Genomic DNA, 24,579 nt, shown 5'->3' on the forward strand with positions numbered 1-24,579 from the left:
ACTCTTACGTTTACGTAAACGGAAAGCAACCATGCCCCTCTCACCCCCGGCCGAGCGCGAGCCCCTCCACACGCGTCATGTCGAATGCCGCGGCTATCGCCGCGCCGACGGGCTGTGGGACGTCGAGGGCCATATGACGGACGTCAAGGCCTACGCGTTCGAGAACGAACACCGGGGCCGCATCGAGCCCGGCATACCGCTTCACGATATGCGGCTGCGGCTGACGCTGGATGATCGCTTTACCATCCTGGAGGTCGAGGCGGCGACCGACGCCGCGCCCTATGGCGTGTGCGGATCCATTGCACCCGCCTTCCAGCGGCTCGTCGGCCTGCGCGTCAAGGCCGGCTTCACCCGGCAGGTGAAGGAGCGGCTGGGTGGGGTCCATGGATGCACCCATCTGGTCGAGTTGCTGGGGCCGATGGCCACCACCGCCTTCCAGACCATCTATCCTGTCCTGACGCGGGAGCGTGCGGCGGCGGAAGGAAAGACGGCCACGTCCGGCCCGCCCTCGCCGCCTTCGGCCGGCGATCGCCCGCCCCCGCTGCTCAATTCCTGCCACGCCTTCGCCAGCGATGGAGAGATCGCCCGGCGGCTGTGGACGGCCTTCTACACCGGCGACCGGGACGCCGACTGACGCCGGGTCCGGCGCTCGTCAATCTCCCGCTCCTCCACCGTGTCACGATAGAAGGCCAGGATCGCCACCCGGATCGCAGCGGTGAGCGAGGAACGCCCGCGCACCCGGTCTACATCCTGGCAGAACTGGTGAATGGTGCGTCCCGTCCGGCGGCAGATATCTTCCATCGCGCTCCACATATAGGGCTCCAGCCTGATGCTGGTCCGTTTCGGCGCTCCTTCCCGCGCGTCCAGCAAAGTGATGTTCCGGCACTTGAGGGAACTGGGCATCGGCTAGTTCACCTTACACGTTCCGATAGCACAAGCCATCTCGATTTCTAATTAACTTTCGACGGACTTTACCCCTCTCTTTCTCCGTTTCAACCGAAATCAAAAATTCGATTAGTTTTTCTTTTTAAAGTTGCAATCAAGAGCATGGCTGTCTTTTCGCCGCCCTCGTCCTTTGTTCAACGCTGTTCGTCGGGCGTCCTGGTCACCAGCGCCAGCGCATGGATTCGGTCGGCCATCTCCTCGGCCAGAAGGCCATAGACCAGGCGCTGCCGGTCGACCCTGGAGCGGCCCTCGAAGGCGGTCGAGACGATGGTGACGCGGAAATGGCTTTCTCCCCTGCCATCATGGCCGGCATGGCCTTCATGCCGATGGCTGTCATCGATGATCTCCAGATGAAGGGGCGCCAGCCCTTCGGTCAGCTTCCGCCGGATGCTGTCGGCAACGCTCATTGTCATTTCCTTCGAACAGGTTCCGTCATGTCCCGATGAATGCCCGATCCGCGCGGCCGGGGAAACCGTCATGCTGGACTTGACAGGGTATCCATAGGAATTTGCCCGAAGCGACCATGACCGAAACTTCTCCCCCCGCCAGCGCCGCCCGGACCGATTTCGGGGTGCTGCGCACGCTCGCCCCCTACCTCTGGCCCAAGGACGGGCGGGAGATGAAGGCGCGCGTGGTCATCGCCATGGCGTTCCTGATCGCGGCCAAGATAGCCAACGTCTACATCCCGATCTTCTACAAGCAGGCGGTCGACGCGCTGACGCCCGGGCAGGCGGCAGGGCAGGCTCCCGAACAGTCGCTGGCGCTGATCGTGCCGGTCGGCGCGATCCTGGCCTATGGGCTGGCCCGCGTGCTGAGCCTCGGATTCTCCGAACTGCGGGACGCGGTGTTCGCGAAGGTGGCGCAGCGCGCGATACGGCGCGCCTCCTTCAACATCTTCCGGCATCTTCACACGCTGGCGCTGCGCTTCCATCTGGAACGGCGGACCGGCGGACTGTCGCGCGTCATCGAGCGGGGGACCCGCGCGATCGAGACGATGCTGTCCTTCATGCTGTTCAACATCCTGCCGACCCTGTTCGAGATCCTGCTGGTCGCCGGCATCCTCTGGGGGCTGTTCAACATCTGGTTCGCGCTGGTCACGCTGGTGACGGTCGTCGGCTATATCGGTTTCACCATGTGGGTCACCGAATGGCGGCTGAAGTTCCGCCGCCAGATGAACGAGACGGACGAGGACGCCAACACCAAGGCGATCGACAGCCTGATCAATTACGAGACGGTGAAGTATTTCGGCAACGAGGCGCATGAGGCGGACCGCTTCGACGGCGCCATGCGGCGCTACGAACATGCCGCCGTGCGCTCTCGCTCCTCGCTCTCCATGCTGAACATCGGGCAGGCGGCGATCATCTCGACCGGCCTCACGCTGATCATGTACATGGCGGCGCGCGGGATCGTCGCCGGCACGATGACGGTCGGCGATTTCGTGCTGGTCAACACCTACCTGATCCAGCTCTACCAGCCGCTCAACTTCTTCGGCTTCGTCTATCGGGAGATCAAGCAGGGGCTGGTCGACATGAACGCCATGTTCAGGCTGCTTGAGGTGGATGCCGAGGTGGAGGACAAGCCCGGCGCGCCCGCGCTCTCGATCGCCGGCGGGTCGGTCGCCTTCAATGACGTGTATTTCGGCTACGACCCTCGCCGGCCGATCCTGAAGGGCGTCTCCTTCACCGTACCGCCCGGCCGCACGGTGGCGATCGTCGGGCCGACCGGCGCGGGCAAGTCAACCGTCAGCCGCCTGCTGTTCCGCTTCTACGACGTGAATGGCGGCGCGGTCCTGATCGACGGGCAGGATGTCCGCGACGTGACGCAAATCTCGCTCAGGTCGGCGATCGGAATCGTCCCGCAGGACACGGTGCTGTTCAACGACACGATCTACTACAACATCGCCTATGGCCGCCCCGGCGCGACGCGGGAGGAGGTGGAGGAGGCCGCCCGGCTGGCGCGAATCCACGGCTTCATCCAAACGCTGCCCGATGGCTACGAAACGAAGGTGGGCGAACGCGGGTTGAAACTTTCGGGCGGGGAGAAGCAGCGGGTCGCCATCGCCCGGACGATCCTGAAGCGCCCCGCCATCCTGCTGTTCGACGAAGCGACCTCCGCGCTGGACACCCATACCGAGCGGGAGATACAGGCCAATCTGAGGGAGGTTTCCCAAGGGCGGACGACGCTGGTCATCGCCCACCGCCTGTCGACGGTCATCGACGCGGACGAGATCATCGTTCTGGAGGAAGGCCGAATCGTCGAACGCGGCCGCCATCGCGACCTTCTCTCCGCCCACGGCCCCTATGCCGCCCTCTGGCGTCGCCAGCAGGAAGCGGCGGCTGGCCCCGGCCCCGTCATCCCGGCGCACAGCCCGGTCTAGAAGCCGGCTTCCTTACCGTGACGAACGCCCAAGACATGGAAGCAAATCGCCGCAGAACACACCGTGGAACGTTCGACCGGCGTCAAGTGTCGCGCCAGTGAAGTCTGCAGGGTTAAAGGTTGGACAGACCGCAGGCCTCTATATTCGGTGAGGCCAAGGATCGTCCTTGCCCGCACACAGCCTGCTTATATTCGACTGTGCGACCGTCACGTACCGCGCGATATTGTAATCGCATTGGGCTCAGGAGGACATCATGAACGTACGCGAGCAAGCGGCTTATGACGCGATCACGCAGTCGACGATCGGAGTAGACATTGTAGGGGCGTCGGAGTCCAACCTGAAGAAACTGAGGGCAATGAATCTAACTGAAGACGAGAAGAATTTCGTCAACAAGTTCGAGGCGTTGCCGTTGATGCTTGAGCACCGTTCTTCCGACGCCGAGAATAGCGGGTGGCACGCCATTAAAGGAAAGACCAAGACGCATGGCGGCGTGAAAAATGGGGATGCGGCGATGCTTTCTCTATTCGAGCTTGCCAAGCTAATTGCTTCTCGCAGCGGGAAGACAGAAATCGCGAAGCTGCCATTGGACAGCGTTCGCCTTCAAGATGTAAAATTCAAAGATATTCTGGACGCATTGGGAGGAATAAAAATCAATACAAGCGAGCGAGATTTTACGAATTTTGGTAATATAGATTTCGTTTTTTACAAGTTAAACGTAAAAGGAAAGCCGGTTGTCAGCGCAAATTCCGGAGGGGTGGCAAGCGGTAAACCTAAATATTTCGGCGACAGCAAACTATTGGAAGTGGGGTGGATCAGTTTCGATGATTGGGTGAGCTACTCTGCAAATCAGACGTTCAGTAACTCTCTGAATACCGCTTGGTATGGGTTTCCTTCAAATAGCCTCAAAGTAAAATATCAATCGGACGGATGGTCAAAAACATACACTTACACAGCTTACAAGGAGATCGGAAAATCCTACACCCAGCACAGTATCGACAAAATGCCGCCGGCAGAACTTCGGAAGACGGCGTCAGAAGAGGTTTTCTGGGGACCCCACATCAAGCCGGGGATAGCACTAACTTTGGTAGAACATTTGAGGTTGGCAGATCCCTCGGGAACATGGATCAAGGGGAGCACCGGCGGCGGCGATCTTTCGGGGAGAGTGGCCAAATTGATGGCCGGAATCTGGAAGCTCATAGAAGCTAAGATTCCAGGAAACATGCCCTATTATCAGTTCAGAATATCCAAGAGCCAAGCTACCCCACCTGACAAGACGCTCGGGTTTTCCTAGGCTTGGGCCCTGTTTGGTGAACCACTCGCCGCGACTAGATCAAGCGTGGCACACCGGCGGCTTCACATCATCGCCCTCTTCAAGCCGGACGAGCCACGCATCCACCTTCTCCGCCGTGGCGTGAAGATTGGTCTGCTGGAAATCGACCCAGGCTTCCAGTGCATCGCGATGCAGGCGTTCCCGCCGCGCCTTCCGGTCTAGATGCTGCATGTTGGGGCCATCCTCCGTTGGTGTCTCGGCGTCTTCAGTCACTCCCCCTTCGGCGCGCTTCCGGGTCTGGTCAGGATGAACAGCGCGACCGCCGCCAGCAGCGGCGCCAGCAGGATCGGAGCCCAGGGCGTGCCGGAGAGGATGGCGGTCGCGACCAGACTGACGGCCAGCATCGCGATCGCCGTCGCCTTGGCGCGGGGGCGGATGACGCCGTGCCGCCGCCAGGCCTGGAGCGGCGGCCCCAGCTTCGGATGATGGTAGAGCCAATCGTGGAACCGGGGCGACCCGCGCGCGAAGCAGGCGAGCGCGATCAGCAGGAAGATCGTCGTCGGCAGGACCGGCGTCACCACGCCCACGAACCCGACGCAGACGAAGATCCAGCCCAGCAGGTTGAAGCCGGCGCGCGACAGCCGGCCGTGGCGGGAGGCCGGCTCCGGGTTCGACGGGGGCGTCGGAGGGTCGCGTCCGTCCATGGGGTATGGGGTCCTGGGGTGTCGCGTCGCGGGAAGGCTTGGCCGGGATCGGCCGTGATTGATAATGTGGTCCGTCGCACCATACCGATATCGGAATCCGACGCCATCGCAAACGACGCCGCACGCACCGCCCCGGACGCATCGCCGGATGTACCGGATGACGAGGCCCGCGCCGCCGCCATCCGGCAGGGTGACCGGCGGACGCTCGCGCGGGCGATCACGCTGATCGAATCCGGTCGCGCCGACCATAGAGCGCACGCCGAAGCCTTGCTGCGCCTTCTGCTGCCCCATGCCGGCGGCGCGGTCAGGATCGGAATCTCCGGCTCGCCCGGCGTCGGCAAATCGACCTTCATCGAACGGTTCGGCCTGCGGCTGATCGAGGCCGGGCGAAGGGTGGCGGTGCTGGCGGTCGATCCTTCCTCCGTCCGCACCGGCGGGTCGATCCTGGGCGACAAGACGCGGATGGAGCTTCTGTCCCGCGACGGCCGCGCCTTCATCCGCCCTTCCCCTTCCGGCGGGACGCTGGGCGGCGTCGCCCGCCGCACGCGTGAGGCGCTTCTGGCCTGCGAGGCGGCCGGCTTCGACGTGGTGCTGGTGGAGACGGTGGGCGTCGGCCAGTCCGAAACGGCGGTCGCCGACATGGTCGACACCTTCCTTTTGATGCTGCAGCCCGGCGCCGGCGACGAGCTTCAGGGCATCAAGCGCGGCATCGTGGAGCGTGCCGATATCGTCATCGTCAACAAGGCCGACGGCGACCTCAAGGCCCAGGCCAACCATGCCGCGGCCGAGTATCGCCACGCGCTGGCGCTGCTGCGCGACCGGTCCTCGCCCTGGCGTCCGCCGATCCTCCAGATATCGGCGGCCGAAGATCGCGGGCTGGAGGCGGTCTGGACCGCGATCGGCGATCACCGGGCGCTGATGGAGGAGACCGGCGCGCTGGACCGCCGCCGCGCCGACCAGGCCCGCGCCTGGCTGTGGAGCGCGATCGAGGACGGGTTGCGCCTCGCCTTCGCCGGCCATCCGGGCGTCCGCGCGAAACTCGCCGACATGGAGCGCGAGGTGACCGGGGGGCGCATCGCACCCACGGAAGCGGCCCGGCGGCTTCTCGACTGCTTTCTCTCGAAGGACGACCGTCGGGATGAAACGTGAAGGCATCCTTGACGAACCGCCCCCGATACACCATTTGTACCCGGTCAAATAATCTTGGGTCGCCTACCCCACCTACAAAGGCGCCGGAACAGGGTCCCCTCGAAGACATTTGATGCGCCCTCGCGATGTTCGCGCGGGCGCCACCGCCATCAAGGAGGACGACCATGTCCACTGGCACCGTTAAGTGGTTCAACAGCACCAAGGGCTACGGCTTCATTCAGCCGGACGATGGGGGGCAGGATGTGTTCGTGCACATCTCCGCCGTCGAGCGCGCGGGGCTTTCGACCGTCAATGAAGGTCAGAAGGTGTCTTATGATCTGGAGCGCGGCAACAACGGCAAGACCGCCGCGACCAATCTGAAGACCGAGTAGTTCGGGCGGGGCGGCCTTTTGGGGCCGCCCCTGGCCGAAGGACCTTCGAGTCCGGCGGCGCGGGACGTTCTTCCCGCGCTGGCTGGACTTTTTTCGTTGGATCGGCCATCCGGTCGATAGGGAGGATGTCATAGCAAAAGAAGATCTGATCGAATTTGACGGCCACGTCACCGAAGTCCTTCCCGAGACGCGGTTCCGCGTTTCGTTGGAAAGCGGGCATGAAGTCCTGGCCTATGCTTCCGGGCGCGTGAAGAAGAACCGCATCCGCATCCTCGTCGGCGATCGCGTCACCGTTGAGATGACGCCCTACGACCTGACCAAGGGCCGCATCAACTACCGTCACAAGGACGAACGCGCCCCCGCGCCGGGAGCCGGCGGCAACCGCCGTCCGCCGCCGCGCCGCCGCCGCTAACCGTCGGCGCGCCGCCGCTTTTGGTAGAAGGCCGCGCCAGCACTTTCATGGCTGTCAGCGGTCTTGAAGGACCGCCCGCTCCACCCGCTGGTCGATGGCGCCGAATATGTCGCGGCCACTACCGCCCAGCATCTCGATCCGAACCGTGTCGCCGAAGCGCATGAAGGGCGTCGTCGGCCTGCCCTGAGCGATGATCTCGATCATCCGCATCTCCGCGATGCAGGAATATCCGGCCCCACCCTCCGCCACCGTCCGGCCGGGGCCGCCGTCGGCGTCGCGGTTGGAGACGGTGCCCGACCCGATGATGGAGCCGGCGGGCAGATGCCGGGTGGCCGCCGCATGAGCGATCAGCCGGCCGAAATCGAACGTCATATCGATCCCCGCCTCCGGCCGGCCGAACGGCTTCCCGTTCAGTGTCGACAGGAGCGGCCGGTGGAGTTTTCCCTCCCGCCAGGCCTCGCCCAGCGCGTCCGGCGTCACCGCGACGGCGGAGAAGGCGGAAGCCGGCTTGCCGTGGAAGAAGCCGAACCCTTTCGCGAGTTCCGCCGGGATCAGCCCGCGCAGGCTGACATCGTTGACCAGCATGACGAGCTTTACATGCCGGGCCGCGCGGTCGGCCGGGACGCCCATCGGCACGTCGTCGGTCACGATCGCGACCTCCGCCTCGAAATCGATGCCGTGGGCTTCGTCCAGCGCCTCTATCGGGTCGCGCGGCCCCAGGAACCGTCCGGAATCTCCCTGATACATCAGGGGCTCGCGCCAGAAACTCTCCGGCAGTTCCGCCCCTCTCGCCTTCCGCACCAGCTCGACATGGTTCACATAGGCCGACCCGTCCGCCCATTGATAGGCGCGGGGCAGCGGGCTCGCCACCTCGCCCGCCGACAGGGCGGCGGCGAAATCGATCTCGCCCCCGCCATCGGCAAGGGATCGCGCGGCCGCCCGCAGATCGTCCTCGACCTCCGCCCAGCGGTCCAGCGCCTGCTGCAGGGTCCCAGCAATCTCCGGCACGGCGCGGGCGCGGGAGAGGTCGTCGGACACGACGACCAGTTGGCCGTCGCGCCCGTGCTTCAGGCTTCCGAGCTTCATGCGTGAGCGCGCCTATTCCGCCGCTTCCGGCTTGGCCGGGCTTCTCCAGCTATCGACATAGCCTGTCCATTCCACACCCTCCGCCAGATCGCCGACCTCCAGCGGATCGCGGGCGTCGATCATCACGGCGTACTCGTCCGTCGCCTTCTTCCGGGGCTTGAAGGCCGCGCCCAGCGCCTTGGGATGGGGCCCGTGGGTAAAGCCGCAGGGATGGAAAGTCACCATCCCGGCTTCAATATGGTCGCGGCTGAAGAAGTCGCCGGCGTGATAGAACAGCACCTCGTCATAATCGTCGTTGTTGTGGAAGAAGGGCACCTTCAGCGCGCCCTCATCCTCCTCGAACGGGCGGGGACAGAAGGTGCAGACGACGAAGCGCCCGGCGACGAAGGTGGTGTGGGCCGAGGGCGGCAGATGATAGCGGTGGCTCATCAGCGGCCGAAAATCGGCGACGTTGATCCGCACCGGCGCCAGGTCGCCCTTCCAGCCGACCGCGTCCAGCGGGTTGAACGGGTAGGTGACGGTGGAGATCGCGCCCAGCCGCTTCACCCGCACCTTCCAGGTCCCCGCCCCCTGCTGCGCCTTGAACGCCTCGTCGATCGCGGGCGTGTCCAGCATTGCAGGGTCGAAGATCGCATGCGGGCCGACCAGCCCCTTGTCGGGAAGCTGATAGCTGGACCCCGTCGCCTCGATCAGCAGCCCGACCGTGGGCTCGGACGGCTCCAGCCGCCACATGGTCGACCGGGGCAGGACGATATAGTCGCCCTTGCGGTAGGCCAGATGGCCGTAATCGCAATAGAGGTCGCCCGCGCCCTCATGGACGAACAGGAGCTGGTCTCCGTCGGCGTTCCGGGCGAGATCCTTCATCCGCTCCGGAACCCGCCAGAACCGCATCTCCACCGCCTGGTTGCGCAGGAAGACAGGCGCATCCCATGGGCTGTCGACCGCGCCCTCTATCCGGTTGAGATCGAAGGCGCGGGGCCTGAGAGGCCCTTCCCAGTCGGTCCAGCCGGTCGGCGGATGGGCGTGGTACATGTGGGAGGCCGGACCGAAGAAGCCCTCCTTGCCCAATTCACGTTCGAACGTGCCCGGCGGCAGGTCGGCATGGGCCTGGCGGCTCGCCCTGCCCTCGACGCGCGGCACCTGAATCCATTTGCGCATGGCGTCCTCCTCGCGTTATTCATTTCATTGGTAATGAAATGCAGTGTTTGAGTCAAGCTGACCCCCATGCGAGAGGGAATGAGATGACGGAGCCGGAGTTCCGCCTGGAGGCCTTCCTGCCCTACCGGCTATCGGTGCTGGCCAATCGCCTCAGCCGCCGGTTCGCGCGGGAGTACCAGGCGGAGTTCGGCATCTCGATCCATGAATGGCGGGCGGTCGCGATCCTGGGCGCGCACCGGCGCAACGGGGCGGGGCTGAGCGTCTGGGAGATCGCCGACCGCGCCGCCATGGACCGGGTGGCGGTCAGCCGGGCCGTCGCGCTCCTGTCCGCGAAGAAGCTGGTCGCCAAATCGGCCCATGGCGACGATGGGCGGCTGGTCGACATCTCGCTCACCGCCGCCGGGATCGACCTGTTCGACAGGATCTCCGCCCGCGGCCGGGCGCTGGAGGCGGGCCTGCTCCGGCATCTGGACGATCCCGCCTCGGCGGAAGCGGCGATCTCAGGGCTGGAGCAGGCGGTCGAACGGTTCCTGGCGCCGGGCGGTCACGAGGATTGACGCTGTTTCGTGCTATAATGGCAGCCAAACAGGGAGGATCGCAAATGCTGGATCATATGGGTTTCGCCGTCTCCGATCTGGAGCGTTCGAAGGCGTTCTACCAGGCCGCGCTGGCCCCGCTGGGCATCGGGATCCTCATGGAGGTGACGGCGGAGCAGACCGGCGGCGGCGCTCATCTCGGCTTCGGGGCGAACGGCAAGCCGTTCTTCTGGATCGGCGACGGCGCACCACTGCAATCGCCGGTGCATGTGGCCTTCACAGCCGAAAGCCGCGCCATCGTCGATGAGTTCCACCGGGCGGCGCTGGCGGCTGGCGGGGCGAACAATGGCGGGCCCGGCCTACGCCCCCACTACCATCCGAACTATTACGGGGCCTTCGTACTGGACCCCGACGGCCACAATATCGAGGCCGTCTGTCACCTGCCGGGCTGAACGCCTCAGGCCGAATGGGGCGCGACCAGCGGCTCCACGGCGGCCGCGACCTCCAGCAGACGGCGATCGCCGCCGGCGGGACCGACCAGCATCAGCCCGACCGGCAGATCGTCTGAGTCGTGGCACGGCACCGTCACCGCGCAGCCATCCAGGAAGTTGACGGTCGACGGGTTGCGCAGGATCAACTGGTTGGTTCGGATATAGAGGTCGTCATCCGCCTCCAGCGGCGCGATCTCCGGCGCGACGACCGGCACGGTGGGCATGATGAAGGCGTCGAAGCGGGAAAGCCGCGCCTCGAAGCTCTCCTTGAGCCGCGGCCGGGCGGCCAGCGTGTCGATATAGTCGGCGACCGGGACCGTCTCGCCCCGCTGGATGCGCAGGCGGACCCTCGGATCATAGCCGCCGCCCCGCCGGGCCAGCAGGTCCCGGTGCCAGGCGAAAGCCTCCGGCGCGGCGAGGCCGCCCTTGGCGTTCAGGGCGGACAGCGCGTCATATTCGGGAACCTGGATATCCTCCAGCCGCGCGCCGGCCTTGCCGAGAACGGAAAGCGCATGGTCGAACCGCCGCGCCACCGTCGAATCCAGCGCCTCCAGCACATGGTTGCGCGGCACGCCCAGCCGCAGCCCCGCGACCGGCATCGGCCGAAGGGCTGAAGGGTCGGTCCCGCTCATCACCGCATGCAGCAGGGCGCAGCAGGCGACGGTGGGCGCCAGCGGCCCGATGGAATCGAGGCTGGAGGCGAGCGGCAGCACGCCCGTCAGCGGAACCGCTGTCCGCGTCGGCTTGAACCCCGCAAGCCCGGTCAGGGCGGCCGGAATGCGCACCGACCCGCCGGTGTCGGAGCCGACGGCGGCGGCGGCCATGCCGTCCGTCACCGATATGGCCGCACCGGAGGAGGAGCCGCCGGGAATCCGCTCGCGATCGCGGCTGTTGCCCGGCGTGCCGTAATGGGGGTTGAGGCCGAGGCCGGAGAAGGCGAATTCCGTCATGTTGGTGCGGCCGGTCAGCACCGCACCCGCCGCCTTCAGGCGGGCCACCACCGGCGCGTCCCGATCGGCCGGCGCAGAGTCCGACAACACCGTCGATCCGGCGCGCGTCACCTCGCCCGCCACATCGAACAGGTCCTTGATGGAGATCGGCAGCCCCGCCAGCGGTCCCGCCGCGTGCCCCGCCCGCCGCGCCATGTCGCTGGCGTCGGCCGCGCGGCGCACCTGGTCCGGATCGTGATGCAGATAGATTTTCGCGCCTTCCCGCCCCTCATCGGCTATCGCGGCGCAGGCGGCGCCCGCCAGATCGCGGGAACGGACCTCCCCCGTCTCCAGAAGCCGGGCCAGCGCCGCCAGGGGACGACCGGAAAAAGCGTCATCATTTGTCATCATTCGTCATCATTTCCGGTTGGCCCCAAACGTCGGCGACTGCCGGGGCGGTGTCCTGTTCTTCGTCGCTGGCAACGCCGCGACGGCCTATGGATTCCCGATCAAGTCGGGAATGACCAACAAAAACAACAGAAAAAACAATGTCATGCTGGACTTGATCCAGCATCCATGCGGCGTCGATGATCGCCGGGACGGCGCCGTTCCTTCGCCCCCGGTGAAGCGGTGAGGGCCCATGGATTCCGGATCAAGTCCGGAATGACCAATGAGAGAAGGTTCGGCGGCCATTATGTCAGGAATATAGTCCGCGCCCGCCCCGCCGTCACCCCTTCATCTCCAGCATCGTCGCGAAGTCGGGGTGGGCGGTGGTGGCGAAGCCGGGGTGGGCGAGGGAGGCGATGGAGAGGTCGCCGGCGGCGATGGCGAGGCGCGGGCCGTCTTCCGTCGCGCGGTAGAGGTCCGGGTGGCCGGCCAGGAACGCTTCCTGCTCCGACGGCGGCGCGGTGCCGAAGCCGTCGACATAATGGTGGCCGTTCCGTTCGACGTGGCGGAGGCCGATCAGATTGACCAGCGCCAGGTCCTGCTGGACGGCGAGGCCGGCCTGGGTGGTCAGATCTTCCGCCGACAGGAAGAAGCGCGACGCGCCGGCCTCTTCTTCGTTCCATTTCGCCGCCCGCGCCGCGTTGAGCAGCGACCGGAAGACCCCCTTGCAGGTCTTGGACGAGATTCCGGCATAGCCCAGCGCGGCGGCGCGCGGGAAGGCGTCGAGGGCCGCATCGGCCTCATCGATGATGACCGGCCGTTCGGCGGCAAGCGGTCCTACCGGCTCCTCGAACGTCCGGCTCCTGGCGATCGGCTGTTCGATATAGGCGATGGCAGCGGCAAGGCGCGACAGCGCCGGCGTTTCCGCCATCCGCCGCCAGAGTTCCAGGACCGAATCGGCGGAGCCGTACTGCTCGTTCCCGTCGAGCGTCGCCCGGTACTGGCCGGCCGTCCGGTCCAATACCGAAGCGATGCGCGAGAGGCGGTCGAGATCGGCGTCGAGGTCGCCGGAGACCTTCAGCTTGAACCAGCGGTGGCCGTAGGCCGCGACCACCTCCTCCAGCGTCACGGGCAGATCGTCCGCCGGCCGTTCCGCGACATCGGCCGCCGTGAGGGGATCGACCAGCCCAACCGTGTGACGGGCCGCGATCCTGTCGGCCGGCCGCAACCCCGCGAGGAACCTGCCGCAATCGAAGCCGGCGAGGTCCGGGGTCAGCGCCGGGTCCGCCGCGAGGCCCAGCGCATTGCCGCCCGCGAGGTCATAGAAGGAGCGGCCGAGCGCGCGGCCCAAGGCGTCGATCAGCGCCCGGTCGATCAGCGCCGGGCCGAAGGCGGCGACCAAGGGCGGCAGCCCTTCGGCCGCCGCGCCTTCGAACTGGTCGCGATGATGGGCGGCGAAATGGCCGAAGGCGGAACGCGGGACGCCGTCGAGATAGAGGCCGCGCGCCATCGCCGCCGAGCGGCGAAGCTGGTCCACATTCGCCTCGTTCGACAGGGAGGCATCCTTGTCGAACCATTTGGGCACCATCAATTCCGCCGCCGCCCCGACTGCGCTTCCCCCGCCTTCGAGCGTGACCGATGCGCGGACGAAGGCCTGTGGCGTCTCCATCAGCGTAACGATTCCGAAGCGGAAGGGCAGGCGCAACCGGACCGGACGCTCGAACAGCTCGATCGCGTCGACGCGGAATTTCACAGGTCCCGCCATTTCTCCTCAGGCTCTCAGATAGCCGAGGATGACGTCCAGCACATGCGCGCGCCGGGCCGCCAGTTCGTCAACTGAATCCAGCGGCACGCTGAAGATCACCGACAGGGTATGGATGTTGGAGAAATAGAAATAGCTGAGACCGGCGATCGAGATATAGAGATGCACCGCGTCCACCCCCGGCCGGAACATCCCGTCCTTCTGCCCGGCGGCCAGCACGGTCCTGATCTGCTCCACGATCGGGGAGTGGATTTCCGGTATCTCCGTCATCCGCTTCACGAATTCCGCCCGCAGGATGTTCTCCGTCGCCAGAAGGCGGATGAACCAGGGGTTCTTGCGGAAATGGTCGAAGGTGAAGCTGACCAGCTTCCGCATCGCGTCTTCCGGCGACAGCTCCTTCAGGTGGAGCTTGCTCTCGCCCTGCCGGATCTCCCGGTAGGCGTCCAGCAGGACGGCGGAATAGAGCGCCTCCTTGTTCCCGAAATAGTGATAGAGCAGGCGCTTGTTGGCGGCCGCGCGTTCGGCGATGCGGTCGACGCGCGCGCCTTCGAAGCCGTATTCGCAGAATTCCTCCCGCGATGCGACCAGGATGTCGCGCTTCGTCAGCGCCGGGTTCCGCTGCCGCTGCCGGCGCCGCTCCGGAGCGGGCCGGTCGAGCGTCAGCGCGCCGTTATCGATTGGGCCTTCAGCCAGAGTCGCCTCCCCAGGGCGGTGGAACCGCTACGCACGGGGCCGATGCTTAACAGGATGGTCAGCAGGATGACCACCCAGAAAACCATGCTGATCGGCCGCATGAAGAAGGGCGTCAGGTCGCCCTCGCTCAACACCAGCCCGCGCCGCAGGTTCTTGTCCAAGAGGTCGCCGAGGATGATGCCCAGCACCAGCGGGGCCATCGGATAGTCCATCCGCCTGAGGATGAAGCCCGCGATGCCAAAGAACAGCACCACCCAGACATCGAACATCCGCTGGGTCAGCGCGTAGGGACCGACCACGCAGAGGACGAACACGATCGGCATCAGCCTTTCGCGGGGAATCCTGAGGACGTGGAGCAGCGGGCGGGTCAGCAGCAGGCCGAAGACGAGGATGCCAAGGGTCGCGAATAACAACATGCCGACGATCGAGTAAACGAACTGCGGCTGTTCGATCATGATCATAGGGCCGGGGCGAACGCCGTGGATGAACAGCGCGGCGATCAGCACGGCGGCCGGGGCGGACCCCGGAACCGCCAGTGTCAGCGCCGGGATGAGAGCGCCGGGAACGACCGCGTTGTCCCCCGTCTCCGCCGCCGTCAGCCCGTCGATCGAGCCTTTACCGAACTCCTCGGGCGTCTTGCTCGATTTGCGGGCCGCCGCGTAGGAGGCCCAGGCCCCGATATCCTCCCCCACGCCCGGGATGATGCCGATGAAGGTGCCGATGATGCCGGATCGCAGGGAGGTGACCTTGTAGCGCCAGATGTCGGCGAATCGGGGAATGACGCGATCGACCTTGCTGCGCTTCATCTCCACGCGCCGCGTATACATCACGTTCAGCACCTCAGCGAAGCCGAAGGCGCCGACCATGGCCGGGATCAGGCCGATCCCGCCATTCAACTCGCTGAAGCCGAAATCGAAGCGGACATGGGCGTGAATGCCCTCCATCCCGATCATCGCCACCAGCAGGCCAAGGATGCCGGCGATGTAGCCCTTGACGGGGGCCTTCGTCGTCGTGAGCTGGCCGGAGATGATGACGCCGAACAGGGCCAGCCAAAAGAATTCATATGAGTGGAAGTCGAGCGCGACGTTCGCCAGCATCGGCGCCACGGCGGCCAGCGCCAGCGTGCCGATGATCGTGCCGATGGCCGAGGAGGTGGTGGCGATGCCCATCGCCTCGCCCGCGCGCCCGGCCTTGGCGAGTTGGAAACCGTCGAGCGCCGCCGCGGCGCTTGCCGGCGTGCCGGGGATGTTGAGCAGGATCGCGCTGCGGCTGCCGCCATAGATGGCGCCGACATACATGCAGATCAGCGTCAGGATCGCCTGATCAGGAACCAGCTTGTAGGTGAGGGTGGTCAGCAACGCCACGCCCATGGTGGCGGTAAGGCCGGGCAGCGCGCCTACGATGATGCCCAGCAGCACGGCCCAGGCCGCGTTGAACAGCGTCTGGAAGGACATCAGGTCCCACAGCGCGCCGAAGAGTAACTCCAAACCCTGCATGATCGATCTCAGGTCACGGGAGGCGGACGAGGAACAGGTCGCGGAAGACGTACGTCACGGCGATCCCCGTCGCGACACCGAGGAAAAGGGCCCAGGCTAGCCGCGCATATCGCCGGGCGGGCGGGCCGCCACGGTCCCATTCGAAGATCGCAATGAAGGCAGCCACGAAGATCGCCGTCGCCAGCCAGAACGGCATCCGTCCGACAAGGCCCAGCGCATAGACGAGACAGACCGCGATGACACCCAGCAGCCGTTCGGTCGAGCCCCGGTCGGACCCTTCCTCCGCATCGCCCGCTGCGGGCCGCCGCAGGATTCCCGTGGCCCGGACGATGAGGAGCACGCTTGCAAGGCCGAGCGCGATACCCAGCAGCCCCGGCGTCAGGCCGGGAACGCTGAGCGGGTGGATCTGACGGATCTCCAGCCGGTCCATCGTCCAGGATCCGTAGATCACGGCGACGGCCAGGACAAAAAGCAGGGCTCCTGTCGCCAGGTCCGCGCGCGCCATGCGGTGATCGGCCATTCTTGTCGTTCTCCCCCTCACGGAAACGGCCGGGCGCCGCTTAGCATCTTGCGTCGCCCGGCCGGTCCTTTCAGGTCGTCACTCGGCTGTCATCGTCTCGCAGTCTATGCCGAACTCGCTCGGCGGGACCACGGCCTCCCCGCGATCCACGCGGGCGCAGGCTTCGGAGATGATGACCGGCATCGCCTTCTCCATCGCTTCCTCGCCATAGGCCGGGGCGAAGACGGCGCCGCGTTCCAGGGCGTAGGTGCGGAGCGATTCGGAGGTCATCACCTCCTCCTCCCAGATCTGGTCCACGGTGTCGTAGACCTCCTGGGGCGCCCCCTTCGGGATCAGAATGCCGAAATAGTCCAGCGCGACATGCATGTCCGGCAGCCATTGGGTGATCGGCGGGATCGGCTCCTCGATCCCCTCGATCTCCAGCGGCTGGTCGGAGAGCGCCGCCAGCGGGCGCAGCTTGCCGCCCTTGATCAGTTCCGCCTGCTCGACCGCGAGTTGGGTCGTCACCTGCGCCTCGCCGCCGGCGGTGGCGATCGTCGCCGGCCCGCCGCCATCGTAGGAGATCATCCGGCCTTCGCCGCCGCTGGCCTCATTGATGGCCGCCAGCGCCATGCCGCCGGAGGAATTGACGCCCGCCGTCGCCACCGTGGGCGGATCGTCGGACTGCATCGCCTCCAGGAGTTCGCCCATATCCTGCCACGACGCGTCGGGATGGACGCTGACCACGGGGATGTTCGCGACCGACAGATAGACCTGATAATCCTCGATCGAGGTGTTCGGGACCAGCCCGGTCACGGCGTAGGTGGCGTTGTTGGCGATGGCGTTGGCCGTCCAGGTGTAGCCGTCCCGCGGCGCGTCCAGCACCGCCTGCGTCCCCGTCGCGCCGGAAGCGCCCGGCTGGTTGACGACGACGACCGGCTGGCCCAGCGCCTCCTCCAGGATCGGAGCGACGACGCGGGTCACCTGATCGGTGGACCCGCCGGCGGACCATGGCACGATGATGTTGATCGGCCGGTCGGGCTGCCATTCCTGCGCGAGCGCGCCGGCCCCGCCGGTCATGATGCAGGTCGCCGAAATGGCGGCCATCAAAAACTTGCTGTTCATGGATTTCTCCTCCCTGATCTCGGACTGTCACGCGTCCAGTTGACCATCCCGTCATCGTAGAATGCGTTTTGGCCGCTTGTAAATAACTAGATAGTTATCTCATCCATATGCGCCGCCCGGGGCGCCATCAGAGCCCCTCCCACAGCCCGCGCAGATAGCCGGCGGAGAAGGCGGCGGACGCGATCCCGTCGGGTTCGTAGATGAAGGGTTCGACCGATACGGTGCGGCGATAGCCGTGCTTCGCCAGCACGCGGAAAAGGTCGATCAGCCGTTCCGGCCCCTGCCCCGGCGCCTTCCGGTTGATTGCGTTGACCTGCAGATGGGCGATCCGGCCGTCGGCGAGGCCGCGGTCCAGCACTTCGGCGACGGGCAGGATCTCCGCCGCGCCGGCGGCCGAGGCGTCGAGCATGGTCGCCAGCCCCGGCGATCCGATCTCGTCCAGCACCGCCACCGCCTCTCCGACGGTATGGATGAAATCCCCCTCAGCCAGCGGTTCGATGCAGTAGGTGACGCCGGCTTCGGCCGCCAGCGCGCCGGCGGCGGCCCAATGATCCAGCGCCGTCCGCCGCCCGTCCGGATGGCCGGCGAGCCGCCGCTGGTTCGGAGAGCCGTGGACGAGGACAGAGCCGCCGAGATCACGGCAGAGGCCGACAAGCGCCGCGATGACCGACGCCGTCTCCCGCCGGACATCCGGGGCCGGATCGGTGATCGAGAGGCCGGCGGGCGCGACCAGGAGCCAGTGCAGGCCGGTGATGGCGACGCCTTCCGCCGCGGCCGTTCGGGCCAGCCGGTCGATTTGGGCGGGCGTCAGCGTGCGGGGATCGTCGGCCAGCGTGAAGGGCGCAACCTCCAGCCCGTCATAGCCCAGCGAGGCGGCGACGGCGCATTGCCGGTCGAACGGCAGGTCGCGCAGCACCTCGTTGCACAGTGCGAACCGGAACGGATAGTCCGGACGGCCTTCCATGCCCGTCATGACGCACCTCCCATCGGTTGGCGGATGAAACCGCTCGCTTGACGAGTAACTAATCTGTTACTTATAGGAAAGAGGAAAATCAACGATCGTTCGTCCAACCCGGAGGAAAACGAACAATGGCTACCCGCCGCCTCGGCATCATCATGCACGGCGTCACCGGACGAATGGGCATGAACCAGCATTTGATCCGGTCGATCCTGGCCATCCGCGCCGATGGCGGCGTGCCGCTCGCCAACGGGGACCGGGTGATGCCGGACCCGATCCTGGTCGGCCGGAACGCGGACAAGATGGAGGCCCTGGCGCGCCGCCATAAGGTGGAGCGGTGGACGACCGACCTTTCCGCCGCCCTGGCCGACCCGAAGGACGAGATCTTCTTCGACGCGGCGACGACTCAGATGCGGCCGACGCTGCTGCGCCAGGCGATCGAGGCCGGAAAACACGTCTATTGCGAGAAGCCGATCGCGACCAATCTGGCCGAAGCGATCGCTATCGCCCGGCTTGCCGAGGAGAAGGGCGTCAGGAACGGCGTCGTCCAGGACAAGCTGTTCCTGCCCGGCCTGATGAAGCTGAAGATGCTGCGCGATTCGGGCTTCTTCGGCCGGATGCTCTCCGTGCGCGGGGAGTTCGGCTACTGGGTCTTCGAGGGCGACCTTCAGCCGATCCAGCGCCCGTCCTGGAATTATCGCGCGGAGGATGGCGGCGGCATGATCCTCGACATGGTCTGCCACTGGCGCTACGTGCTGGACAACATCTTCGGCGAGGTCAAAAGCCTGACCTGCCTGGGCGCGACGCACATTCCCGAACGGCGGGACGAGGCCGGCAATGCCTACAAGGCGACGGCCGACGACGCGGCCTACGCGACCTTCACGCTGGAAGACGACGTGATCGCCAACATCAACTCCTCCTGGGCGACGCGGGTCTATCGCGACGATCTGGTCACCTTCCAGGTGGACGGCACTCACGGATCGGCCATCGCCGGCCTGCAGGGCTGCAAGATCCAGCAGCGCATGGCGACGCCCCGGCCGGTCTGGAACCCCGACGAGAAGCGGACGGACGATTTCCATGCCGATTGGCAGGAGGTGCCGGACACCGAGACCTACGCCAACGGCTTCCGTCATCAATGGGAGATGTTCATCCGCCACGTTGTCGACGACGAGCCCTGGCGGTACACGCTGATGGAGGGCGCGAAGGGCGTACAGCTTGTCGAACTGGCGCTGGAGAGTTGGAAGGAACGCCGCTGGGTCGATGTGCCGCCCCTGACCGCAAGCGCCGCCCGCGTCCGGGAGGCCGCCAATGCCGGCTGATTCCTCCGCCATCGGCGCGCCCGCCCTGCTTCTGCCCACGAATGACGGGCGGCTGGAGGAATATCACATGGGCGCGGCCAGCCCCTTCCCCGCCAAAGCGAAGGCGGTGTTCAACCGCGTCGCCTACGCGGCCGCCCATGTCGTCGCTGACCCGCTGGTCCCGCACGATCCATGGGTAGACTCAGCGATCGACTGGGACGCCACCATCGCCTATCGCCGCCATCTCTGGGGCCTGGGCTTCTCCGTCGCCGAGGCGATGGACACCGCCCAGCGCGGCATGGGGCTCGACTGGCCGACGGCGCTGGAACTGATCCGCCGCTCGGCCGCGACGGCCAAGGCCGACGGCCATCGGAGGCTGGCCAGCGGGGCCGGCACCGATCATCTGGATCCGGCCGCGGCGCGCACGCTGGACGACGTGATCGGCGCCTATGAGGAGCAGTTCGAGGCCGTCGAGGCGGCAGGATCGCCGATCATTCTGATGGCCAGCCGGGCGCTGGTCCGCGTTGCCCGGTCGGCCGACGACTATCTCAAGGTCTACGACCGGCTGCTCACCCAGGCGCGGGAGCCGGTAATCATCCATTGGCTGGGCGACATGTTCGACCCGCAGCTTGCCGGATATTGGGGCTCCGCCGACATCCGCGCCGCCATGGCGACGGCGCTGACCGCCATCCGCGCCCATCCGGAGAAGGTGGACGGCATCAAGATCTCGCTTCTGGACGCGGCCTGGGAGATCGAGATGCGGAACCAGCTTCCGCCCGGCGTCCGGATGTATACCGGCGACGATTTCAACTTCGCCGACCTGATCGCCGGCGACGCGGACGGCCATTCCGACGCGCTGCTGGGCATATTCGACGCCATCGCGCCGGCCGCTTCCGCCGCGCTAGCCAGGCTGGCGGCCGGCGACGAGGCGGGATTCCGGGAGGCGCTGGAGCCGACCGTGCCGCTCTCCCGCCTGATCTTCGCCGCGCCGACGCGGTTCTACAAGACGGGCATCGTCTTCCTGGCCTGGCTGAACGGCCATCAGGACCATTTCACCATGGTCGGCGGCCAGCAGAGCGCGCGCTCCGTCACCCATCTGGCGGAGGTGTTCCGCCTGGCCGACCGCGCCCGGCTGTTCGCCGATCCCGACCTGGCGGCGCGGCGGATGCGCTCCCTGCTCGCCCTTCACGGGGTGGGCTGAGTGATGCGCGATCTTTCGGCCGATAGCGAACTCCGCCACCTGTCGCTCAACACCGCCACGGTTCGCAAGCAGGGCGACCTGCTGGAGATATTGTCGGCGGCGGGGCGTCACGGAATCTCCTGCGTCTCCCCCTGGCGCGACCAGGTGCAGGCGGTGGGGCTGGACAAGGCCGTACGCGCCGTACGCGAGGGCGGCTTCCGGCTCTCCGGCTATTGCCGGGGCGGCATGTTCCCCGCCGACGCCGCCCGCAGGGCGGAGGAACGGGACGACAATCGCCGCGCCGTGGACGAGGCGGCGGCGCTGGGCGCGCCCTGTCTGGTGCTGGTCGTCGGTGGCCTGCCTCAGTTCTCCCGTCCCGGGTCCGTCCCGATCAGGGATATCGACCTGGCGCGGGACCAGGTGGAGGACGGCATAGGCGCGCTGGCCGAACATGCGGCCGCTGCTGGCGTACCGCTGGCGATCGAACCCCTGCACCCGATGTACGCCGCCGACCGCTCTTGCGTGAACACGCTGCGCCAGGCGCTCGACATCTGCGACCGGCTGGACCCGGACGGCGCCCTCCGCCTCGGCGTCGCGATCGATGTCTACCATGTCTGGTGGGATCCGGAGGTCTATGACCAGATCGCCCGCGCCGGGGCCGGCGGGCGCATCCATGCCTTCCATCTCTGCGATTGGCTGGTGCCGACGAAGGATCTGCTGAACGATCGCGGCATGATGGGCGACGGCGTTATCGACCTGCCTCGCCTGCGCAGGGCGGTCGAAGCCCAGGGCTTCGACGGCGCGTGCGAGGTGGAGATCATGTCCGACCATTTGTGGTCGCGGCCGATGGACGAGGTGCTGGCGACCATGATCGATCGCTACCGGACGGTCTGCTGACACCATTCTTTCCGTGATCCCTTCCGTCCGTTGTGTTTCCATAACGACAAATCGGACGAGGGGGACAGGGGATGCGTTGGACAGGAATATTTCCGGCGACGGCGGTCGCAATCCTGCTGTGCTTCGGCGCGGCGAACGCCCAGGATGTCGAGGGCAGCGCCGACCATCCGCTGGTCCCGCGCTATGAAGGGTCGGAGATCGTCAAGTACGAGACCGTCAGCTTCACCGAATACCCGCTGCTGACAGGGCCGCTGGAAGGCGGCGGCATCGAGGCCAACCCGGAGTCCGTCCTGGAGCTGGAGGGCGCGCTGACGCGGATCACCTACCGCGCGCCGGCGGAGCGCAGCGTGCTGGAGGTCTTCAGGAATTATGAGCAGGCGCTGGCGGCCGCCGGCTTCAAGCCCCTCTTCGCCTGCGACGAGGCGGAATGCGGCAGCGCGTACGACTTCGCCAACTTCGCCGAACGCGATCGTTCCATGGACATCTGGGGCGACAAACGAAGCCATCGCTACCTCTCCGCGCGCCTGACGCGGGGCGAAGGCGATGTCTATGTGTCGCTCTATGTCACGAAGAACGCCAGCGGCGGCCCCAGCAAGGACCGGTCGATGATCCAGCTCGACATCATCGAACTGGAGCCGATGGAGCGGAACATGGTCGTCGTCGAGGCGACGGCAATGGAGCAGGATCTGACGGCCGACGGCCGGGTCGCCATCTACGGCATCCTGTTCGACTTCGACTCCGATGCGATAAGCCCTGAATCCCGGCCCCAGCTCGATGAGGTCGGCAAGCTGCTCACCGACAATCCCGACCTCGACGTCCTGGTGGTCGGCCATACCGACGCCCAGGGGGCGCTGGACTATAATCGCGACCTTTCCGAACGGAGGGCCGCCAGCGTGGTGGAGGCGCTGGTCGGGGATTACGGCGTCGCGGCGGAGAGGCTGACGCCGGTGGGAGTCGGGATGGCCGCCCCCGTCGCCTCGAACCGGACGGAGGAAGGCCGGGCGCTCAACCGCAGGGTGGAACTGGTGGAACGTCCCGCTGAAGGCTGAATCAGCTTTTTCCATAAATCCGGGAACGCGCCGCCGGGGTCGAACCTTGCTATAATGTGGCTCCCGCCGCTGCATTTGCGGCGCGGAGACGGCTGGTCGGCAAACTCTTTACGGAGGAGCACCGGGCGATGAGAAAAGCACTCCTTATCGGGTTTTTCACCTTGGCGGCGGGGCCGTCATTCGCACAGACGGACGAGACGCCCCGCACGCCCGACGCGGGGCCGGAACAGGCCCAGGATGCTCCGGCGCAGGAAGAAGCGCCGGCAACCTCCGCGCCGGAGACGGAAGCGGAGGCCGCGCCTCCGCCGACCCCGCAGCCGGATGCGGGGGAGCCGGCCAATCTGTGCCAGGAGCTTCTCTCCTTCATGCAGACGCCGCCGCCGGAACCCGCCGCCGAGGCCGCGCCCGCCCAGCAGGAGCAGTCCGGCGAAAACCAGAGCGAAGACCAGGAAGGGTCTCCGGAAAGCCAGGGCACGGCTCAGGAAAGCGAGGGCACGACTCAGGATGGTGAAGGGACTCCGGGGGAAGCTTCCGGGAGCGACGCCGCCGCCCACTCCGCCCCCGATCCGCAATCCGGCGACGCGGCGCAGTCCAATTCCAACAACGAGCAGGCGCAGCAGACATCCAGCCTGAGCGCGCCGGTGCCCACCGAGCCGACGACCACGTCCAAGCTGGAGGTCATGACGGTGGATCAGGCCGAGGATCTGGCCGCGGCGAACGATATCCAGGCCTGCAAGGACGCCGCGCGGGAGTTGAGGCTGGCGGGCGTCGCCATGCCGCCGGCCCTCCTGGCGCTGACGGCGCTCGACCTCCAGTACCAGCAGACGGAATCGCAGGCCCAGTAACGTCCGGAGAGGCGGCGTTCCATCGCGTTGCCGCGCTTTCTGCGGTATGATCGAAAAGAATGAAGAAGAAAGGGAGAGGCGCGATGAAAACGATGCTTACCGGAATTGTCGTCGCCCTGGTGGTAGCGATCGGCATCGGCTACGTGCTGCCGCTGGACCCCCGGCTGTCCTGGCAGGTCTTCAGTTCGCCCAGCACCCGCGTCGCGGATCCCGGCACCAACCTGGTCGGCCCCGGATGGACGGGAGAGAACGAAGCCGAAGCGCCGGAACCGGACGACAATCCGGCCTGACCACGCCCCTCATGGTGAGCCTGTCGAATCATGGGAATTCCGCATTCTTCCCAAAATCGTCATGCCGGACTTGATCCGGCATCCATGGGACGGTGGCCGCTGGCAAGGTCACCGCTTAAGCTGACGCCGTCCCGTGAGACGGCCATGGCCTATGGATTCCGGCTCTGGGGGCCGGAATGACCAACAAAGGGGGGAATCTTCCTCCCACCTCATGGTGAGCCTGTCAAATCATGGGAATTCCGCATTCTTCCTAAGATCGTCATGCCGGACTTGATCCGGCATCCATGGGACGGTGGCCGCTGGCAAGGTCACCGTTTACGCTGACGCCGTCCCGTGAGACGGCCATGGCCTATGGATTCCGGCTCGGGGGCCGGAATGACCAACAAAGGGGGAATCTTCCTCCCACCTCATGGTGAGCCTGTCGAACCATGGGAATTCCGCATTCTTCCCAAAATCGTCATGCCGGACTTGATCCGGCATTCATGGGACGGTGGCCGCTGGCAAGGTCACCGCTTACGCTGACGCCGTCCCGTGAGACGGCCATGGCCTATGGATTCCTGTGTGTTGGATGGTTGCTATGATGGGAGCGGGAAGGAGGCCGTTGGATTCGAGGTCGCCCGATCGGTAGACCGTATGCTGGCCTGGCCCCTTCCCGCTCGTCTTGCACCAACC

The 24,579-nt window shown here is 66.1% G+C and carries 27 protein-coding genes and 1 pseudogene; 14 read left to right on the forward strand and 14 right to left on the reverse strand.

Going from position 1 to position 24,579, the window contains the following annotated elements:
- Window positions 1-31: 31 nt before the first annotated feature.
- Window positions 32-634, forward strand: coding sequence for a DUF2889 domain-containing protein (locus AAFN89_RS09920; protein ID WP_347538554.1), 603 nt, complete (start codon window positions 32-34; stop codon window positions 632-634).
- Here the strand turns inward: AAFN89_RS09920 and AAFN89_RS09925 are convergent.
- Window positions 607-903 carry a ribbon-helix-helix domain-containing protein gene (locus tag AAFN89_RS09925; RefSeq protein ID WP_347538556.1) on the reverse strand — a complete coding sequence of 99 codons (297 nt, stop codon included), beginning with the start codon at window positions 901-903 and terminating at the stop codon, window positions 607-609. The genes AAFN89_RS09920 and AAFN89_RS09925 overlap by 28 nt on opposite strands.
- A gap of 176 nt (window positions 904-1,079) precedes the next feature.
- Window positions 1,080-1,352: a BolA family protein gene (locus AAFN89_RS09930; protein ID WP_347538558.1), complete on the reverse strand. Its 273-nt coding sequence runs from the start codon at window positions 1,350-1,352 to the stop codon at window positions 1,080-1,082.
- A gap of 116 nt (window positions 1,353-1,468) precedes the next feature.
- Between AAFN89_RS09930 and AAFN89_RS09935 the strand changes: the two genes are divergently transcribed.
- The gene (locus AAFN89_RS09935) at window positions 1,469-3,322 is read left to right on the forward strand and encodes an ABC transporter ATP-binding protein/permease (protein WP_347538560.1); all 1,854 of its coding nucleotides are present in this window, start codon (window positions 1,469-1,471) and stop codon (window positions 3,320-3,322) included.
- 253 nt (window positions 3,323-3,575) lie between these two features.
- On the forward strand, window positions 3,576-4,613 hold the full coding sequence (locus AAFN89_RS09940) for a hypothetical protein (RefSeq protein WP_347538562.1): 1,038 nt from the start codon (window positions 3,576-3,578) through the stop codon (window positions 4,611-4,613).
- Window positions 4,614-4,652: 39 nt separating this feature from the next.
- Here AAFN89_RS09940 and AAFN89_RS09945 read toward each other — a convergent pair whose 3' ends face one another.
- Both AAFN89_RS09945 and AAFN89_RS09950 read right to left on the reverse strand, forming a co-directional pair.
- A complete protein-coding gene (locus tag AAFN89_RS09945) occupies window positions 4,653-4,823 on the reverse strand; it encodes a hypothetical protein (RefSeq protein WP_347538564.1) in 171 nt (56 codons plus the stop codon).
- 38 nt (window positions 4,824-4,861) lie between these two features.
- Window positions 4,862-5,296, reverse strand: coding sequence for a YbaN family protein (locus AAFN89_RS09950; protein WP_347538566.1), 435 nt, complete (start codon window positions 5,294-5,296; stop codon window positions 4,862-4,864).
- Window positions 5,297-5,350: 54 nt separating this feature from the next.
- Between AAFN89_RS09950 and meaB the strand changes: the two genes are divergently transcribed.
- The 3 genes and pseudogenes from meaB to infA all read left to right on the forward strand — a co-directional run.
- Window positions 5,351-6,445 carry a methylmalonyl Co-A mutase-associated GTPase MeaB gene (gene meaB / locus AAFN89_RS09955; protein WP_347538568.1) on the forward strand — a complete coding sequence of 365 codons (1,095 nt, stop codon included), beginning with the start codon at window positions 5,351-5,353 and terminating at the stop codon, window positions 6,443-6,445.
- A gap of 164 nt (window positions 6,446-6,609) precedes the next feature.
- Window positions 6,610-6,816 (forward strand): cold-shock protein, encoded by a 207-nt coding sequence (locus tag AAFN89_RS09960; protein WP_347538570.1) that lies wholly within the window; start codon window positions 6,610-6,612, stop codon window positions 6,814-6,816.
- A gap of 130 nt (window positions 6,817-6,946) precedes the next feature.
- A pseudogene (gene infA, locus AAFN89_RS09965) lies at window positions 6,947-7,162 on the forward strand (translation initiation factor IF-1); the annotation flags it as partial.
- Window positions 7,163-7,282: 120 nt separating this feature from the next.
- On the opposite strand, the gene AAFN89_RS09970 reads toward infA, so the two are convergent.
- Together AAFN89_RS09970 and AAFN89_RS09975 are read right to left on the reverse strand one after the other, a co-directional pair.
- A complete protein-coding gene (locus AAFN89_RS09970) occupies window positions 7,283-8,314 on the reverse strand; it encodes a fumarylacetoacetate hydrolase family protein (RefSeq protein WP_347538572.1) in 1,032 nt (343 codons plus the stop codon).
- A 12-nt stretch (window positions 8,315-8,326) separates the two neighbouring features.
- A complete protein-coding gene (locus AAFN89_RS09975) occupies window positions 8,327-9,472 on the reverse strand; it encodes a homogentisate 1,2-dioxygenase (RefSeq protein ID WP_347538574.1) in 1,146 nt (381 codons plus the stop codon).
- 83 nt (window positions 9,473-9,555) lie between these two features.
- On the opposite strand from AAFN89_RS09975, the gene AAFN89_RS09980 reads away from it, so the two are divergent.
- The gene (locus AAFN89_RS09980; protein ID WP_347538576.1) at window positions 9,556-10,029 is read left to right on the forward strand and encodes a MarR family transcriptional regulator; all 474 of its coding nucleotides are present in this window, start codon (window positions 9,556-9,558) and stop codon (window positions 10,027-10,029) included.
- A gap of 44 nt (window positions 10,030-10,073) precedes the next feature.
- Window positions 10,074-10,460 (forward strand): VOC family protein, encoded by a 387-nt coding sequence (locus tag AAFN89_RS09985; RefSeq protein WP_347538578.1) that lies wholly within the window; start codon window positions 10,074-10,076, stop codon window positions 10,458-10,460.
- 5 nt (window positions 10,461-10,465) lie between these two features.
- On the opposite strand, the gene AAFN89_RS09990 is transcribed toward AAFN89_RS09985, so the two are convergent.
- The 8 genes from AAFN89_RS09990 to AAFN89_RS10025 all read right to left on the reverse strand — a co-directional run bounded on the left by AAFN89_RS09990 (window position 10,466) and on the right by AAFN89_RS10025 (window position 18,363).
- Window positions 10,466-11,839 (reverse strand): amidase, encoded by a 1,374-nt coding sequence (locus tag AAFN89_RS09990; RefSeq protein WP_347538581.1) that lies wholly within the window; start codon window positions 11,837-11,839, stop codon window positions 10,466-10,468.
- Window positions 11,826-12,002 (reverse strand): hypothetical protein, encoded by a 177-nt coding sequence (locus AAFN89_RS09995; protein ID WP_347538583.1) that lies wholly within the window; start codon window positions 12,000-12,002, stop codon window positions 11,826-11,828. Before AAFN89_RS09995 ends, AAFN89_RS09990 begins: the two co-directional genes overlap by 14 nt.
- 153 nt (window positions 12,003-12,155) lie before the next feature.
- Window positions 12,156-13,580: a mandelate racemase gene (locus tag AAFN89_RS10000; RefSeq protein WP_347538585.1), complete on the reverse strand. Its 1,425-nt coding sequence runs from the start codon at window positions 13,578-13,580 to the stop codon at window positions 12,156-12,158.
- A 6-nt stretch (window positions 13,581-13,586) separates the two neighbouring features.
- The gene (locus AAFN89_RS10005) at window positions 13,587-14,270 is read right to left on the reverse strand and encodes a TetR/AcrR family transcriptional regulator (RefSeq protein ID WP_347538616.1); all 684 of its coding nucleotides are present in this window, start codon (window positions 14,268-14,270) and stop codon (window positions 13,587-13,589) included.
- Complete coding sequence (locus AAFN89_RS10010; RefSeq protein ID WP_347538587.1) at window positions 14,237-15,766, reverse strand: tripartite tricarboxylate transporter permease; 1,530 nt, start codon at window positions 15,764-15,766, stop codon at window positions 14,237-14,239. The genes AAFN89_RS10005 and AAFN89_RS10010 overlap by 34 nt, the downstream gene beginning before the upstream one ends.
- Window positions 15,767-15,779: 13 nt before the next feature.
- Window positions 15,780-16,286 carry a tripartite tricarboxylate transporter TctB family protein gene (locus AAFN89_RS10015; protein ID WP_347538589.1) on the reverse strand — a complete coding sequence of 169 codons (507 nt, stop codon included), beginning with the start codon at window positions 16,284-16,286 and terminating at the stop codon, window positions 15,780-15,782.
- A 78-nt stretch (window positions 16,287-16,364) separates the two neighbouring features.
- On the reverse strand, window positions 16,365-17,390 hold the full coding sequence (locus AAFN89_RS10020) for a tripartite tricarboxylate transporter substrate binding protein (RefSeq protein ID WP_347538591.1): 1,026 nt from the start codon (window positions 17,388-17,390) through the stop codon (window positions 16,365-16,367).
- A 127-nt stretch (window positions 17,391-17,517) separates the two neighbouring features.
- Entirely contained in the window at window positions 17,518-18,363 is an 846-nt protein-coding gene (locus AAFN89_RS10025; protein WP_347538593.1) for a sugar phosphate isomerase/epimerase family protein, read from the reverse strand.
- A gap of 116 nt (window positions 18,364-18,479) precedes the next feature.
- Here AAFN89_RS10025 and AAFN89_RS10030 point away from each other — a divergent pair, with 116 nt between their 5' ends.
- From AAFN89_RS10030 to AAFN89_RS10055, 6 genes are all read left to right on the forward strand, one after another.
- On the forward strand, window positions 18,480-19,667 hold the full coding sequence (locus tag AAFN89_RS10030) for a Gfo/Idh/MocA family oxidoreductase (RefSeq protein WP_347538595.1): 1,188 nt from the start codon (window positions 18,480-18,482) through the stop codon (window positions 19,665-19,667).
- The gene (locus AAFN89_RS10035; RefSeq protein ID WP_347538600.1) at window positions 19,657-20,847 is read left to right on the forward strand and encodes a dihydrodipicolinate synthase family protein; all 1,191 of its coding nucleotides are present in this window, start codon (window positions 19,657-19,659) and stop codon (window positions 20,845-20,847) included. The genes AAFN89_RS10030 and AAFN89_RS10035 overlap by 11 nt, the downstream gene beginning before the upstream one ends.
- Before the next feature lie 3 nt (window positions 20,848-20,850).
- Entirely contained in the window at window positions 20,851-21,723 is an 873-nt protein-coding gene (locus AAFN89_RS10040) for a sugar phosphate isomerase/epimerase family protein (RefSeq protein WP_347538602.1), read from the forward strand.
- A 71-nt stretch (window positions 21,724-21,794) separates the two neighbouring features.
- Complete coding sequence (locus AAFN89_RS10045) at window positions 21,795-22,772, forward strand: DUF4892 domain-containing protein (protein WP_347538604.1); 978 nt, start codon at window positions 21,795-21,797, stop codon at window positions 22,770-22,772.
- Window positions 22,773-22,900: 128 nt separating this feature from the next.
- A complete protein-coding gene (locus AAFN89_RS10050) occupies window positions 22,901-23,617 on the forward strand; it encodes a hypothetical protein (RefSeq protein ID WP_347538606.1) in 717 nt (238 codons plus the stop codon).
- An 83-nt stretch (window positions 23,618-23,700) separates the two neighbouring features.
- Entirely contained in the window at window positions 23,701-23,907 is a 207-nt protein-coding gene (locus tag AAFN89_RS10055) for a hypothetical protein (protein WP_347538608.1), read from the forward strand.
- Window positions 23,908-24,579 lie beyond the last annotated feature (672 nt).

Origin of the sequence: Inquilinus sp. CAU 1745, assembly GCF_039839375.1 — a bacterium.
Lineage (GTDB): Bacteria > Pseudomonadota > Alphaproteobacteria > DSM-16000 > Inquilinaceae > JBDOQU01.

What these genes read in the sequence shown, in the direction of transcription:
- AAFN89_RS09920 (WP_347538554.1), top strand. Translation starts at nt 32, where the DNA reads ATGCCCCTCTCACCCCCGGCCGAGCGCGAGCCCCTCCACACGCGTCAT.
- AAFN89_RS09925 (WP_347538556.1), bottom strand. Translation starts at nt 903, where the DNA reads ATGCCCAGTTCCCTCAAGTGCCGGAACATCACTTTGCTGGACGCGCGG.
- AAFN89_RS09930 (WP_347538558.1), bottom strand. Translation starts at nt 1,352, where the DNA reads ATGAGCGTTGCCGACAGCATCCGGCGGAAGCTGACCGAAGGGCTGGCG.
- AAFN89_RS09935 (WP_347538560.1), top strand. Translation starts at nt 1,469, where the DNA reads ATGACCGAAACTTCTCCCCCCGCCAGCGCCGCCCGGACCGATTTCGGG.
- AAFN89_RS09940 (WP_347538562.1), top strand. Translation starts at nt 3,576, where the DNA reads ATGAACGTACGCGAGCAAGCGGCTTATGACGCGATCACGCAGTCGACG.
- AAFN89_RS09945 (WP_347538564.1), bottom strand. Translation starts at nt 4,823, where the DNA reads ATGCAGCATCTAGACCGGAAGGCGCGGCGGGAACGCCTGCATCGCGAT.
- AAFN89_RS09950 (WP_347538566.1), bottom strand. Translation starts at nt 5,296, where the DNA reads ATGGACGGACGCGACCCTCCGACGCCCCCGTCGAACCCGGAGCCGGCC.
- AAFN89_RS09960 (WP_347538570.1), top strand. Translation starts at nt 6,610, where the DNA reads ATGTCCACTGGCACCGTTAAGTGGTTCAACAGCACCAAGGGCTACGGC.
- AAFN89_RS09970 (WP_347538572.1), bottom strand. Translation starts at nt 8,314, where the DNA reads ATGAAGCTCGGAAGCCTGAAGCACGGGCGCGACGGCCAACTGGTCGTC.
- AAFN89_RS09975 (WP_347538574.1), bottom strand. Translation starts at nt 9,472, where the DNA reads ATGCGCAAATGGATTCAGGTGCCGCGCGTCGAGGGCAGGGCGAGCCGC.
- AAFN89_RS09980 (WP_347538576.1), top strand. Translation starts at nt 9,556, where the DNA reads ATGACGGAGCCGGAGTTCCGCCTGGAGGCCTTCCTGCCCTACCGGCTA.
- AAFN89_RS09985 (WP_347538578.1), top strand. Translation starts at nt 10,074, where the DNA reads ATGCTGGATCATATGGGTTTCGCCGTCTCCGATCTGGAGCGTTCGAAG.
- AAFN89_RS09990 (WP_347538581.1), bottom strand. Translation starts at nt 11,839, where the DNA reads ATGATGACAAATGATGACGCTTTTTCCGGTCGTCCCCTGGCGGCGCTG.
- AAFN89_RS09995 (WP_347538583.1), bottom strand. Translation starts at nt 12,002, where the DNA reads ATGCTGGATCAAGTCCAGCATGACATTGTTTTTTCTGTTGTTTTTGTT.
- AAFN89_RS10000 (WP_347538585.1), bottom strand. Translation starts at nt 13,580, where the DNA reads ATGGCGGGACCTGTGAAATTCCGCGTCGACGCGATCGAGCTGTTCGAG.
- AAFN89_RS10010 (WP_347538587.1), bottom strand. Translation starts at nt 15,766, where the DNA reads ATGCAGGGTTTGGAGTTACTCTTCGGCGCGCTGTGGGACCTGATGTCC.
- AAFN89_RS10015 (WP_347538589.1), bottom strand. Translation starts at nt 16,286, where the DNA reads ATGGCCGATCACCGCATGGCGCGCGCGGACCTGGCGACAGGAGCCCTG.
- AAFN89_RS10020 (WP_347538591.1), bottom strand. Translation starts at nt 17,390, where the DNA reads ATGAACAGCAAGTTTTTGATGGCCGCCATTTCGGCGACCTGCATCATG.
- AAFN89_RS10025 (WP_347538593.1), bottom strand. Translation starts at nt 18,363, where the DNA reads ATGACGGGCATGGAAGGCCGTCCGGACTATCCGTTCCGGTTCGCACTG.
- AAFN89_RS10030 (WP_347538595.1), top strand. Translation starts at nt 18,480, where the DNA reads ATGGCTACCCGCCGCCTCGGCATCATCATGCACGGCGTCACCGGACGA.
- AAFN89_RS10035 (WP_347538600.1), top strand. Translation starts at nt 19,657, where the DNA reads ATGCCGGCTGATTCCTCCGCCATCGGCGCGCCCGCCCTGCTTCTGCCC.
- AAFN89_RS10040 (WP_347538602.1), top strand. Translation starts at nt 20,851, where the DNA reads ATGCGCGATCTTTCGGCCGATAGCGAACTCCGCCACCTGTCGCTCAAC.
- AAFN89_RS10045 (WP_347538604.1), top strand. Translation starts at nt 21,795, where the DNA reads ATGCGTTGGACAGGAATATTTCCGGCGACGGCGGTCGCAATCCTGCTG.
- AAFN89_RS10050 (WP_347538606.1), top strand. Translation starts at nt 22,901, where the DNA reads ATGAGAAAAGCACTCCTTATCGGGTTTTTCACCTTGGCGGCGGGGCCG.
- AAFN89_RS10055 (WP_347538608.1), top strand. Translation starts at nt 23,701, where the DNA reads ATGAAAACGATGCTTACCGGAATTGTCGTCGCCCTGGTGGTAGCGATC.